The organism is Actinomadura luzonensis, from assembly GCF_022664455.2.
Classification (GTDB): Bacteria; Actinomycetota; Actinomycetes; order Streptosporangiales; family Streptosporangiaceae; genus Nonomuraea; species Nonomuraea luzonensis.
Map to the genome: position 1 here is coordinate 1,395,522 of NZ_JAKRKC020000002.1, position 11,877 is coordinate 1,407,398.

Genomic DNA, 11,877 nt, shown 5'->3' on the forward strand with positions numbered 1-11,877 from the left:
CCTCACTCCGGATGGGTCTGCCGGGACAGCTCGATCCGCGAGACGAAGGGGAGCTCGGCCACCTGCCGCAGCGAGGCGACGCCGTCCACGGTCCCGGTCAGAACGTTCCCGGCGCTCGAGTGCGCGTGCATGCCCGCCCGCGCCAGCTCGTCGAGCTGGGCGGGCGTCGGCGGCGCGGCGGTGAGCAGGAGCAGGTCGAGGGCGCCAGGGCCGCCCGCGGCGGCGGCGGTCAGCCGCCGGCCGCGGGCGTCGAGCTTGTCGCGCCAGTCCCCGCTCACCCCGCGCCCTCTCGGTTCAGCTGTAGATCAGCACCCGGACCGGCGTCTCCTGGACGATCCCGGGCGGGATGCCGGGGAAGCCGGGGAACGGCGGCTGGTTCTCGGGGTTCTGCCACTGGGTGGCGAACGCGGCGAACGGCGGCAGGCCGGGCCCGATGCCGAGGACGTCCGCGGTGACGTGGATCTCCAGCAGCCGCGGGTTGCCGTCGGGCGGGGCCGGCGTGGTCGGGATGAGCATCGGGACGATGTTGAAGAAGCCGGGCCCGAACGCGGCCGGCATCGGGGTCATCGCCGGGCCGGCGGTGACCGTGTTGATGTTGATGGTCAGTCCGCGGACCTGGTGGAACAGCGGCGCCATGACCGCGGCCGCGGACGGGCCGCCGCCGATCGGCAGCGGGTTGCGCCACAGCAGCGCGAGCAGGAGCGCCTGCTCGCCGGTCCGGTAGATGCGGCCGGGCTCCCAGGACATGCCGTTGAACTTGAAGGGGCCGACGGCGGCCATGTCGAACCAGAGGTACGGCAGGGCCGGGCTGAGGATCCCGACCTCGGAGGAGGACTCGCCGGGCCGCCGGCGGGAACGCTGCTCGGCCTGCTCGCTGCGTTCGCGGTGGGCGTCCATGTACTGCTGGGTGTAGTACCTGATGCGGTTCTCGACCCGCTTGACGCAGTCCTGGACCGTGTGGTCGGCCAGGAGGGCGGCGGTCTCGTCGTCGAGCCGCGGCTCGGCCGGCACGCGGGACTGCCCGAGGGCCTGGCCCGTGGTCCGTACGGAGCCCTGCGCGCCCATCTGGCCGGGCGTCTGGCCGGGCGCCTGCCCTTGGAGCTGCCCTTGGAGCTGCCCGGGGAGCTGCATGGACGGCTGCGACGACGTCTGCATCGACGTCTGGGCCGACATGGGATCGTTGATCGTCATCGGTCTGCCTCGCCGGAGTCAGGGCGGGCCTGATCGTCCCGCCTGCGCCGCAACCTGGCACGTCGCGCTTAGCGAGCGCTTAGGAGCGGGCCGCGCCGCCGCTTAGTTCTCGCTTGCCGTCCGGTGAGCGGGCGGGGGCGCTTGCGAGCGGGGTGATGTCGGGCCGGGCGGCGGAACGGCGTACCCTTGGGCCTGGAACGAGTACCGGCTGGTGAAAGGGCAGGGTCGATGGCGTTTTTCCGTCCGCGGGTGAGCCGGGAGGCCGAGGTTCGCTACCACGCGGACCAGGAGATCTCCAGGAGCTTCCCCGAGCTGCTCGAGCGCGCCCGGCAGGCCGAGCAGACGGTGAGGGAGCTGCGGGCCGCGGCGGCCGACGAGATCGAGCTGCTGGCCGCGGGGCAGGCGTTCGACAAGGCGCTGACGGAGGCGCTGCGGGCCGCCGAGGCGGGCCAGCGGGCCACGTTCGGCGTCAAGGCCTACGACGACCGCATCGCGCGCCGCAAGGCCAAGGCGACGCCGGCGGGGCGGGAGTGGACGGCCGAGGTCGACCGGCTGCGCACGCTGCGCGAGGAGAACCGCATGTGGGGCATCCCACGCGTCCCGCGCCCGGTGCCGGCCGCCCGCTGACCTCCTCAAGCACGGCAGAGCCCCGACGCACGGCGAAGCCCCGGCGCACCTGAGGTGCGGCCGGGGCTCCGGCGTGCCCGTGTCCGGTCAGCTCGCCCAGTCGAGCAGCGGGCGGGTGTTGCTCGGGTGGCGCAGCTTGGACAGCGACTCCTTCTCCAGCTGGCGGATCCGCTCCCGGGTCAGGCCCAGGTGCTTGCCGATCTCGTCCAGGGTGTGCGGCTTGCCGTCCACCAGGCCGAAGCGCAGCGCCATGATCTTCGCCTCGCGCGGCGAGAGGTTGTCGAGCACGCCGCGGAGCTGGTCGCCCAGCAGCTGGCGGTCGACGATCTCCGACGCCTCGGGGGAGTCGACGTCCTCGATGAGGTCGCCGATCGTGGTCTCGCCGTCCTCGCCGATCGTCGCGTTCAGCGAGATCGGCTGGCGGCTGGTGCGCAGCAGCTCCTCGATCTGGTCGGGGGTCTTGTCCAGCTCGACGGCCAGCTCCTCGGGCGTGGGCTCGCGCCCCAGGCGCTGGTGCATGTCACGCTCGATGCGCGACAGCTTGGAGAGCATCTCCAGCACGTGCACGGGCAGCCGGATCGTGCGGGCCGAGTCGGCGAAGCCGCGCTGGATGGCCTGCCGGATCCACCACATCGCGTACGTGGAGAACTTGAACCCCTTGGTGTAGTCGAACTTCTCCACGGCCCGGATCAGGCCCAGGTTGCCCTCCTGGACCACGTCCAGCAGCGACATGCCGCGGTCGGTGTACTTCTTGGCCACCGACACCACCAGCCGGAGGTTGGCCTCCAGCATGTGGTCCTTGGCGCGCCGGCCGTCCTCGATGACCAGGTGCAGGTCGTCCTGCGCCTCGGGCGAGAGGTTCGGCTGGGTCTCCAGCTTGTACTCGGCGTACAGCCCGGCCTCGATCCGCCGGGCCAGCTCGACCTCCTGGGCGGCGGTCAGCAGGGTGCGGCGGCCGATCGACTTCAGGTACGTGTGCACCGAGTCGCCCATGACCGACTGCGTGTCGTCCAGGTCGATCTGCTCGCTCTCCAGCTCGGCCTCGTCGAGCACGAGATCGTCGGGGACGTCCTCCTCGTGCTCCGGCTTGGGGTCGGCCGGCACCAGGGTCTTCACGTCCGCGGACGCGCCGGTTTTTGCCTTGCCCGCCTTGCGGCCGGTAGCCTTGGGTCGCGAGGTCGAAGCCTTCGTCGGAGCACCTTCCTCTTGCTCCGCTGCGGGCTTCGGCGCGGTCGTCCTGGTGGTGGTCGTCCTGGTGGTGGTTCTGCGGGTGGTCTTCCTGGGGGCGGTCCTGCTGAGAGACGGCTCGTTCTCCGCGGCCAGGCTCACGCCGGCCTCGGACAGCTCGCGCAGGATCGTACGGCCCTCTGAAGGGCTGACGCCGGCCTCGGCGAACGCGTCACGCAGTTCCGCCAGAGAAAGGTGACCCTGGGAACGTCCTCGTTCGATCAGTTGGTCAAGAGTCGCGGGTGGGGTCGCCACGGCGGTTCTGGGCATGAGGACACCTCCTCCGTACGGAGTAAGAAGCGATCAGGCAGGTTGTGGCGGGGCGGCTTCGCTGTCCGCACGGCGCACCAGTATCAATAACGCCAATCTCCGCCATTTGTTCCCGAGGGGACGAAATACCGGAAAAGGGGCAGATGTCGTGTGCCGGCATCGGGGCCCGGGCGGTCACTCCGTGATGTGGAACGTCCCGCTCTCCGTGACCACCGGCATCGGCATGGGCTCCGCGCCCTCCATGCGGTCGTCGCTCCAGTAGCGGAGCACCTCGTCGGGATCGGGGTTGACCTCCTCGGAGACGACGACGCCGTCGTCCGTGCCGCTCGGGGTCGCGGCGGGCTGCCCGGGCGCGCCGGACGGCGACGTGCCGCCCACCACCGCCCTGGTCTGCTCGCTCACCCGGTCGAGCCTGCCCGCCGAGGCGGCCGCCGCGATGGACACGCCGCCGGCCACGATCACGCCGACCACGGCCGCGGATGCCCACATCTTGCGGGTCTGGTCCATTCGAGGTCCCTCCTTCTCCCCACTATGACGCAGCGGCACTCCGTCAGGTTCCGGCCTTCAGCCTGACCAGATCGGTCTTGCCGTTCGGCAGGAGGGGCAGCGCGGCGACAAGGCGCAGCTCGCGGGGGGCGGCATGAGGAGGCAGCCTATCGCGGGAATATGCCCGCAATTGCTCAAGCGTGGGCGGCGTGTTGGGATCGGCGGGGACCACGACGGCGGTGACCCGTTCGCCCCACTCCTGATCGGGCACGCCGATCACGGCGACGTCGGCGACCTCCGGGTGGGTGCCCAGCACGGCGGCCACGGCGGCGGCCACGACCTTCTCGCCGCCGGTGTTGATCACGTCGTCGGCCCGGCCCAGCACCCGCAGCCGCCCGCCGGCCAGCTCGCCGAGGTCGGAGGTGACGAACCAGCCGCCGTCGAAGGGCGCGGGCTCGCCGGAGCGGTAGCCGGAGAACAGCACGGGGCCGGCGATCCTGATCAGGCCGTCCGCGCCGATCTTGAGATCTACATTGTAAAGGGGCTGGCCGTCGTACACGCAGCCGCCGCTGGTCTCGCTGCTGCCGTACGACATCACCACCCGCGCGCCGAGGTCCCTGGCACGCTCCACCAGGCCGGGACGGGGCGCGGCGCCGCCCAGCAGGATCGTCCTGAACACCGACAGGTCGGTCTCCAGCTCCACCAGCCGGTGGAGCTGCGTGGGCACCAGCGAGACGTGCTGCGCCCCCGACTCCAGCACCGCGCGCGCGTCGAAGCCCGCGTGGATGATCGGCTCGCTGCCCGACAGCAGCGCGCGCACCAGCACCTGGAGGCCGGAGACGTGCGCGACCGGCAGGCAGCACAGCCAGCGCTCGCCCTTGGACGCCTCCAGGCGGCGCAGCGAGGACGCCGCGGAGGCGCGCAGCGCGGTGGCCGACAACATGACGCCCTTGGGCGCGCCGGTGCTGCCGCTGGTGGCGATCACGACGGCGACGTCCTCCGGCACGCCCTGCCCGCCTTCGTACGGCTCGCCGTCCACGTGGGTGGGCCGCAGCGCGGCGACGACGGCGGCGGCGGAGGGCCCGGGCGCGAGCGGCAGCACCGCCGGGCCGCTGCCGTCGAGCGCCCGCCGGACGGCCGTGAACAGGGCAGGCCCCGGAGGCTGCACAATGGCATGCAGCGGGCGGTCCGGATGCGACGGGTTCCTCCACATGCTCGTAAGGTTAATGGCGACAGGTCGGACAGGTGCGCAGGGAAAGCGGGGGAGGGTCGTGGCGCGTTCTCCCGAGGCCCCCGTGGTCTTCAGGATCCCGATGCGGACACGGTTCCGGGGGCAGACCGTCAGGGAGGGCGTGCTGCTGCGCGGCCCGGCCGGATGGGGCGAGTTCTCGCCGTTCCCCGAGTACGGCCCGCGCGAGTGCGCCCGGTGGCTGGCCTGCGCCCGCGAGGCGGCCTTCGAGGGCTGGCCGGCGCCGGTGCGCGAGCGGGTGCCGGTCAACGCCACCGTCCCGGCCGTGGACCCCGAGGAGGCGCACGCCATCGTGCGGCGCTCCGGCTGCGGCACGGCCAAGGTCAAGGTGGCCGAGCGCGGGCAGACGTTCGACGACGACGTGGCGAGGGTGGAGGCGGTGCGCGACGCGCTCGGCCCGTCCGGGCGGCTGCGGGTCGACGTCAACGGCGCCTGGAGCGTCGACGAGGCGGTCTCCCGGCTGAAGCGCCTGGACAAGTACGAGCTGGAGTACGCCGAGCAGCCGTGCGCCACGCTGGAGGAGCTGGCCGCGGTGCGGCGGGCCTGCGACGTGCCGATCGCGGCCGACGAGTCGATCCGGCGCGCCGAGGACCCGCTGCGGGTGCGCGCGGCCGAGGCGGCCGACGTGGCGGTGGTCAAGGTGCAGCCGCTCGGCGGAGTGCGTGAGGCGCTGCGCGTGGTGGAGGCGTGCGGGCTGCCGGCCGTGGTCTCCAGCGCCGTGGAGACGTCCGTGGGGCTGGCGGCGGGGCTGGCGCTGGCCGCGGCGCTGCCGTCGCTGCCGTACGCGTGCGGGCTCGGCACGATGGCGCTGCTGAGCGGCGACGTCGTGGACGACTCGCTGGTGCCCGTCGGCGGCGAGCTGACGGTCCGCCGTCCCGAGGTGAATTTTCAGCTTTTGTCGGCATTCGAAATTGACTCTCCCCAGTGGCTCCGCCGGATGCAGGAGGCATCACGTTGAACCCCGCGACCGCGCTGGCCACCGTGCTGGTCGACGAGCTGGTGCGCTGCGGCCTGACCGACGTGGTGCTCGCGCCCGGCTCGCGCTCGGCCCCGCTGGCGCTGGCGCTGCACGCCGAGTCGCGGGTGCGCCTGCACGTGCGCATCGACGAGCGCTCGGCGTCGTACCTGGCGCTGGGGCTGGCCAAGCGGGCCGAGCGGCCGGTGGCGCTGATCTGCTCCTCCGGCACCGCCACCGCCAACTTCCACCCGGCCGTGATCGAGGCCGCCGAGTCCGGCGTCCCGCTGCTGGTGCTCACCGCCGACCGGCCGCCCGAGCTGCGCGGCACCGGCGCCAACCAGACGATCGACCAGATCAAGGTGTACGGCGGCGCGGTGCGCTGGTTCGCCGAGGTCGGCGCGCCCGAGGACCGCCCCGGCCAGGTCGCCTACTGGCGGTCGCTGGCCTGCCGCGCCTACCAGCGCGCCGCCGGCCCGGCCGGCGCCGGCCCCGTCCACCTCAACCTGGCCTTCCGCGAGCCGCTCATCCCCGACGGCGACAACGACTGGTGCGAGCCGCTGGACGGCGGCGCGGCCGGCCCCTGGGTGCGGGCCCGCGTCGCGCCGCCGCCCATCGCCCTGCACATCCCGCCCACCCGGCGCGGCGTGCTCGTCGTCGGCGACGGCGCCGCCAACGTGCGCCGCTACGTCGCCGCCGCCGGCATGGCCGGCTGGCCGGTGCTGTCGGAGCCCAACGGCGGCGCCCGCTACGGCGACCACGCCGTCTCCACCTACCACTACCTGCTCGGCACGCCCGAGTTCGCCGACGCCCACCGGCCCGACGTGGTCGTCACGCTCGGCCGGCCCGGGCTGTCGCGGCCGCTGCTGTCGTGGCTGCGGCGGGCCGGCGAGCACATCGTGGTCGCCCCCGACCTCGACCGCTGGCCCGACCCGACCCGCTCGGCCACCCAGGTCGCGCAGGCCGTCGAGATCCCGGTCGCGGCCGGCGACGACAGCTGGCTGCACGCCTGGCGGCACGCCGACCAGGCGGCGCGGGCCGCCGTCGACGAGGTGCTCGACGCCTCCGGGCTGAGCGAGCCGCGCCTCGCCCGCGACCTCGTCGACGCCCTGCCGAACGGGGCGCTGCTGTTCTGCGGCTCCTCCATGCCGATCCGCGACCTCGACCAGGCGATGCGGCCGCGGCGCGGCATCCGGCTCATGGCCAACCGGGGCGCCTCCGGCATCGACGGGCTGGTCTCCACGGCGATGGGGGCGGCGCTGGCGCACAACGGGCCGTCGTACGCGCTGCTCGGCGACCTGACGTTCCTGCACGACCAGAACGGCCTGATCCTCGGCCCCCGCGAGCCGCGGCCCGACCTGTGCCTGGTCGTGGTCAACAACGACGGGGGCGGCATCTTCTCGCTGCTGCCGCAGGCCGCGGTGCGCGACCCGTTCGAGCGGGTCTTCGGCACGCCGCACGGGGTCGACCTCGGGTACGTGGCGGCTGCCACCGGGACGCCGTACACGCTGGTGTCGGACCTCGCGGACCTGCCGAAGGCGCTGCGCGGCGAAGGGCCCCGGGTGGTCGAGGTGCGCACCGACCGCGAGGAGAACGTGCTGGTGCACGCCCGCCTGCGCGACGCCGCGCAGGAGGCCGTGCGCGCCGCCCTGGCCGCCTGAGCCGCCCTATCCCCGGCTGTCGGCCTGTCGGCCTACCGGCCGAGGACCGTCAGCAGGCGGTTGAGCGGGCCGTCCAGGCCCCAGCGGTCGGCCAGCGCCACCAGCGCCTCCGGGTCGCGCGGCTTGGCCGGCAGCGTGAGGTCGGCGTCGGGGAGCGGCGCGTCGTGCGCCACCTTCACCACGGCGGGCGCGGCGCGCAGGTAGTCGCGGGCGGCGGCCAGCTTGGTGCGGCTGCCCGCCGGGAAGCCGTCGGACTCGCCCGCGTCCAGGGCCGCCAGCATCGCCGGCAGCGAGCCGAAACGGGTGATGAGGGCGGCGGCGGTCTTCTCGCCGACGCCCGCCACGCCCGGCAGGCCGTCGCTGGGATCGCCGCGCAGGGTGGCGAAGTCGGCGTAGGCGCGGCCCGGGACGCCGTACTTGCCGGTGACGAACTCCTCGTCCACGATCTGCAGGTTGCGGATGCCGCGGGCGGTGTAGAGCACCCGGACCGGGCGGGCGTCGTCCACGAGCTGGAACAGGTCGCGGTCGCCGGTGACGATGTCGACCGCGCCGCGGCCCGCCCGGTGGGTGAGGGTGCCGATCACGTCGTCGGCCTCGTACCCGGGCGACTCCAGGCGGGCGACGCCGAGCGCGTCCAGCACCTCGTTGATGATCGCGACCTGCGGCACCAGCGTCTCCGGCACCTCCTCCGCCTCGCCCTGGGCGACCCGATGGGCCTTGTACGTCGGGATCGCCGCCACCCGGAACGCCGGCCGCCAGTCGGCGTCCATCGTGGCCACCAGCTCGGCGGGCGCGTGGTCGCGCACCAGCGTGGCGATCATGTCGATGAGGCCGCGGACCGCGTTGACGGGCGTGCCGTCCGGCGCCTTGATGGTCTCCGGCACGCCGAAGAAGGCGCGGAAGTAGAGGGACGGGGTGTCCAGAAGCATCAGCACTACCCCAGTATGCCGACCCCCAGCAGGCACGCGTCGTCCTCCGGGTTGGGGCCGCCGATGTCGGCCAGCAGCTTGTCCAGCCCGGGCTCCAGGTCGCGGCCCGGCACGTCGCGGGCGGCGGCCAGCACCAGGTCGAGACCGACGTCGAGGTCGCGGGTGCGCCGCTCCACCAGCCCGTCGGTGAACATCAGCAGCACGTCGCCCGGCAGCAGCCGCGTCATGGCCAGCTCGTACGGCCGCCCGGCCGCGGCCCCCAGCAGCACCCCGCGCGGCGGGTCCAGCCGGGTCGCCTTCCCCTCGCGCACCAGGACCGGCGCCAGGTGCCCCGCCTGGCCCCAGGCGAACACCCTCGTGCGCGCGTCGAGATGGCCGATGACGGCCGTGGCGGTGGTGTCCCTGAACTGGTGCAGCACCAGCTCGTTCAGCCAGTCGAGCAGCCGGTGCGCGGGCCGGCCCGTCATGGCCAGCCCCACCAGGGCGTGCCGGAGCTGCGCCATGTGGGCGATGGCGGGCAGGCCGTGGCCGGAGACGTCGCCGACGGCCAGCAGCAGCCGGCCGTCGGGGGCCGGGGCCGCCTCGAACCAGTCGCCGCCCAGGTTCGCGGTCTTCTCGGCGGGCACGTACCGCACCGCCACCCGCAGGTCCGGCAGGGCCGGCGGGCAGGTGGGGTCGGGCAGGATCGCCTCGCGCAGCGCCAGCATCACGTGGCGCTCCTCGGCGGCCCGCTCGCGCGCCTCCAGGAGCTGGCGGCGCGACTCCGACATCATCCGCTCGGCGCGGCGGCGGCCGGTGATGTCCTGGATGACGCCGTGCAGGCCGACCGGGCCGCCGCCGCTCATCAGCGGCTCCAGCACCACGCGCACGTCGCGGAGGTCGCTCCAGTTGCCGCCGCGGCGGATGCGCAGCTCGGCCTGGACCGGCTCCGCCCCGCGCAGCGCGGACCACAGCAGCCGGTCCAGCGCCGCCACATCGGCCGGATCGACGTGCTCGGCCAGCCGGGGCAGCGCGATCGGGCCCTCGCCCGGGTCGCGGCCGAAGATCGTGTAGACCTGGTCGGACCAGGTCGTCTCGCCGGTGTGGAAGTGCCACTCGGCCCAGCCCATGTTGCCGAGCCGCTGCGCGTGGGCCAGCCGCACGGCCAGCATCTCCGCGTCGGTGTCCGGCCCGAGCAGCGCCGCCGCGCTCATGACGTCGACCATCATCTCACTCTCAAAGCGCAGTGGATCTGGACAATTGTTCCCACACTACGTGATCGGCAAGGAACGGAGTGTAGCGATGCCGGAAGGTCTGGCGAGAGCTTTCCGCGGATTTTAGGCGGGCCGGGCGCGAGTAGATTGGGCCTGTGACGTCCTCAGACCTGTATCCCGTGTCCCGGCTGGCCGCCGTCCAGGAGGCGACGGCCAAGGGCGGCCTCGACGCGCTGCTCCTCACTCCCGGCCCTGACCTCCGCTACGTCAGCGGCTACGACGCCAAGCCACTGGAGCGGCTGACCTGCCTCGTGGTGCCCGCGGCCGGCGAGCCGTACATGCTGGTGCCCCGGCTGGAGCTGCCCGCCGCCGAGGCCTCGCCCGCCTCGCGGCTCGGCCTGGAGTTCGTGGCCTGGGACGAGACCGACGACCCCTACGCGATCGCCGCCGCCCGGCTCGGCCTGCCGGCGAAGGTGGGCCTCGCCGACCGCATGTGGGCCATGTCGTCGCTGCGGTTCCGCGAGGTGCTGCCCGGTGCCGAGCAGGTGCTGGCCGGCAGCGTGCTGCGGGAGCTGCGGATGCGCAAGTCACCGGCCGAGGTGGCCGCGCTGCGCGAGGCGGGGGAGGCCATCGACGCCGTCCACCGCCAGGTGCCCGGGCTGCTGCGGGCCGGGCGCACCGAGCGCGAGGTGGCGCGCGACATCGCCGAGGCCATCCTCGCCGCGGGCCACGCCACGGTCGACTTCGTGATCGTCGCCTCCGGCCCCAACGGCGCGAGCCCGCACCACGACGTCTCCGACCGCGTCATCCAGGCCGGCGAGCCCGTCGTGGTCGACATCGGCGGCCAGCTCCACAACGGCTACTGCTCCGACTCCACCCGCGTCTACAGCGTCGGCGAGCCGCCCGCCGGCTTCGCCGCCTACTACGAGGTGCTGCGCCAGGCGCAGGAGGCCGCCTGCGCGGCCGTGCGGCCCGGCGTGACCTGCGAGTCCGTCGACGCCGCCGCCCGCGACCTCATCGCGGCGGCCGGGCACGGCGAGCACTTCGTGCACCGCACCGGGCACGGCATCGGCATCGAGACGCACGAGGAGCCGTACATCGTGGCGGGCAACCGCGAGCCGCTGGAGCCCGGGCACGCCTTCTCCGTCGAGCCCGGCATCTACCTGCCCGGGCGGCACGGCGCGCGCATCGAGGACATCGTCGTGTGCACCGAGACCGGCGGCGAGCGGCTCAACAACACCACCCGCGAGCTGGTGGTCGTCTGAGCCGCGCCACCCTGTCGCCCGTCCTTCGCCGTGGCCCGGATGTTCGCTGAGGTCTCCTGCGCCAGCGCGCCAGGGTCCGCCGGCCGGCCCAACGAGGACCTGGTGATCGCCGGGCCCTCGTGGGCGGTCGTGCTCGACGGGGCCACGGCGCCGGCCGGGGTGGACAGCGGGTGCGCGCACGACGTCCCGTGGCTGGTGGCGCGGCTCGGCGGGGCGCTCGCCGCGCGGCTGTCGGCCGGGCCGCGCACGGGCACGCCGCTGACCGGGGTGCTGGAGGAGGCCATCGCCGCCACCATGGGCGCGCACGGCTCCGGCTGCGACCTCGGCAACCCCGACTCGCCGTCGGCGACCGTGGCCCTGGCCCGGGTGGCGGGCGGGCGGCTGGAGTACCTGGTGCTGGGCGACTCGCCGGTGCTGCTCGCGACGGCGGGCGGCGGCGTGCGGGTGGTGGCCGACGACCGGCTGGAGCGGCTGCCGGGCGGGCGGCCGTACTCGCTGGAGCTGGTGCGGAGCCTGCGCAACACGCCTGAGGGGTTCTGGGTGGCCGCCGCCCGGCCCGAGGCCGCCCGCCAGGCCGTCACCGGCAGCGTGCCCCTGCGGGAGCTGCGCGCGGCCGGCCTGTGCACCGACGGCGTCACCCGGCTCGTCGACCGGTACGGCTGGAGCTGGGACACCCTCGCCGCCGAGCTGGAGTCCCGGGGCCCGCGGGCGGTCATCGACGAGGTGCGGGCACTGGAGGCCGGGAGCGGCGTGGTGCGGGGCAAGCTCCACGACGACGCGACCGCCGTGTGGGCGCGGGTGACCGTTCCGTGACCGGAGCGCGA

Annotated in this window: 12 protein-coding genes; 5 read left to right on the forward strand and 7 right to left on the reverse strand. The window is 74.2% G+C overall.

Annotation, left to right across the window (positions count from 1 at the left end; genetic code table 11):
• Window positions 1-2 precede the first annotated feature (2 nt).
• The gene (locus tag MF672_RS36675) at window positions 3-278 is read right to left on the reverse strand and encodes a hypothetical protein (RefSeq protein ID WP_242376765.1); all 276 of its coding nucleotides are present in this window, start codon (window positions 276-278) and stop codon (window positions 3-5) included.
• A 16-nt stretch (window positions 279-294) separates the two neighbouring features.
• Window positions 295-1,191, reverse strand: a complete 897-nt coding sequence (locus tag MF672_RS36680; RefSeq protein ID WP_242376768.1) for a hypothetical protein — start codon at window positions 1,189-1,191, stop codon at window positions 295-297.
• Between the two features lie 228 nt (window positions 1,192-1,419).
• Between MF672_RS36680 and MF672_RS36685 the strand changes: the two genes are divergently transcribed.
• Window positions 1,420-1,818 (forward strand): hypothetical protein, encoded by a 399-nt coding sequence (locus MF672_RS36685; protein ID WP_242376770.1) that lies wholly within the window; start codon window positions 1,420-1,422, stop codon window positions 1,816-1,818.
• Between the two features lie 87 nt (window positions 1,819-1,905).
• Here the strand turns inward: MF672_RS36685 and MF672_RS36690 are convergent, their stop codons facing one another.
• The 3 genes from MF672_RS36690 to MF672_RS36700 form a co-directional block, all read right to left on the reverse strand.
• Window positions 1,906-3,315 (reverse strand): RNA polymerase sigma factor, encoded by a 1,410-nt coding sequence (locus MF672_RS36690; protein WP_242376772.1) that lies wholly within the window; start codon window positions 3,313-3,315, stop codon window positions 1,906-1,908.
• A 174-nt stretch (window positions 3,316-3,489) separates the two neighbouring features.
• Window positions 3,490-3,822, reverse strand: coding sequence for a hypothetical protein (locus tag MF672_RS36695; RefSeq protein ID WP_242376774.1), 333 nt, complete (start codon window positions 3,820-3,822; stop codon window positions 3,490-3,492).
• Between the two features lie 43 nt (window positions 3,823-3,865).
• Complete coding sequence (locus MF672_RS36700; RefSeq protein ID WP_242376776.1) at window positions 3,866-5,014, reverse strand: AMP-binding protein; 1,149 nt, start codon at window positions 5,012-5,014, stop codon at window positions 3,866-3,868.
• A gap of 100 nt (window positions 5,015-5,114) precedes the next feature.
• On the opposite strand from MF672_RS36700, the gene MF672_RS36705 reads away from it, so the two are divergent.
• On the forward strand, window positions 5,115-6,008 hold the full coding sequence (locus MF672_RS36705; RefSeq protein ID WP_242376778.1) for an o-succinylbenzoate synthase: 894 nt from the start codon (window positions 5,115-5,117) through the stop codon (window positions 6,006-6,008).
• Window positions 6,005-7,666 carry a 2-succinyl-5-enolpyruvyl-6-hydroxy-3-cyclohexene-1-carboxylic-acid synthase gene (gene menD, locus MF672_RS36710; protein ID WP_242376780.1) on the forward strand — a complete coding sequence of 554 codons (1,662 nt, stop codon included), beginning with the start codon at window positions 6,005-6,007 and terminating at the stop codon, window positions 7,664-7,666. Before MF672_RS36705 ends, menD begins: the two co-directional genes overlap by 4 nt.
• A gap of 32 nt (window positions 7,667-7,698) precedes the next feature.
• Here menD and MF672_RS36715 read toward each other — a convergent pair whose 3' ends face one another.
• Both MF672_RS36715 and MF672_RS36720 read right to left on the reverse strand, forming a co-directional pair.
• Entirely contained in the window at window positions 7,699-8,595 is an 897-nt protein-coding gene (locus MF672_RS36715; protein WP_242376793.1) for a 5'-3' exonuclease, read from the reverse strand.
• Between the two features lie 5 nt (window positions 8,596-8,600).
• Entirely contained in the window at window positions 8,601-9,803 is a 1,203-nt protein-coding gene (locus MF672_RS36720; RefSeq protein WP_242376782.1) for a PP2C family protein-serine/threonine phosphatase, read from the reverse strand.
• Window positions 9,804-9,943: 140 nt separating this feature from the next.
• Between MF672_RS36720 and MF672_RS36725 the strand changes: the two genes are divergently transcribed.
• Together MF672_RS36725 and MF672_RS36730 are read left to right on the forward strand one after the other, a co-directional pair.
• Entirely contained in the window at window positions 9,944-11,053 is a 1,110-nt protein-coding gene (locus tag MF672_RS36725) for a M24 family metallopeptidase (RefSeq protein WP_242376785.1), read from the forward strand.
• A gap of 39 nt (window positions 11,054-11,092) precedes the next feature.
• Window positions 11,093-11,866 carry a protein phosphatase 2C domain-containing protein gene (locus MF672_RS36730; protein ID WP_242376787.1) on the forward strand — a complete coding sequence of 258 codons (774 nt, stop codon included), beginning with the start codon at window positions 11,093-11,095 and terminating at the stop codon, window positions 11,864-11,866.
• Window positions 11,867-11,877 lie beyond the last annotated feature (11 nt).

What these genes read in the sequence shown, in the direction of transcription:
- MF672_RS36680 (WP_242376768.1), bottom strand. Translation starts at nt 1,191, where the DNA reads ATGACGATCAACGATCCCATGTCGGCCCAGACGTCGATGCAGACGTCG.
- MF672_RS36685 (WP_242376770.1), top strand. Translation starts at nt 1,420, where the DNA reads ATGGCGTTTTTCCGTCCGCGGGTGAGCCGGGAGGCCGAGGTTCGCTAC.
- MF672_RS36690 (WP_242376772.1), bottom strand. Translation starts at nt 3,315, where the DNA reads ATGCCCAGAACCGCCGTGGCGACCCCACCCGCGACTCTTGACCAACTG.
- MF672_RS36695 (WP_242376774.1), bottom strand. Translation starts at nt 3,822, where the DNA reads ATGGACCAGACCCGCAAGATGTGGGCATCCGCGGCCGTGGTCGGCGTG.
- MF672_RS36700 (WP_242376776.1), bottom strand. Translation starts at nt 5,014, where the DNA reads ATGTGGAGGAACCCGTCGCATCCGGACCGCCCGCTGCATGCCATTGTG.
- MF672_RS36705 (WP_242376778.1), top strand. Translation starts at nt 5,115, where the DNA reads ATGCGGACACGGTTCCGGGGGCAGACCGTCAGGGAGGGCGTGCTGCTG.
- MF672_RS36715 (WP_242376793.1), bottom strand. Translation starts at nt 8,595, where the DNA reads ATGCTTCTGGACACCCCGTCCCTCTACTTCCGCGCCTTCTTCGGCGTG.
- MF672_RS36720 (WP_242376782.1), bottom strand. Translation starts at nt 9,803, where the DNA reads ATGATGGTCGACGTCATGAGCGCGGCGGCGCTGCTCGGGCCGGACACC.
- MF672_RS36730 (WP_242376787.1), top strand. Translation starts at nt 11,093, where the DNA reads ATGTTCGCTGAGGTCTCCTGCGCCAGCGCGCCAGGGTCCGCCGGCCGG.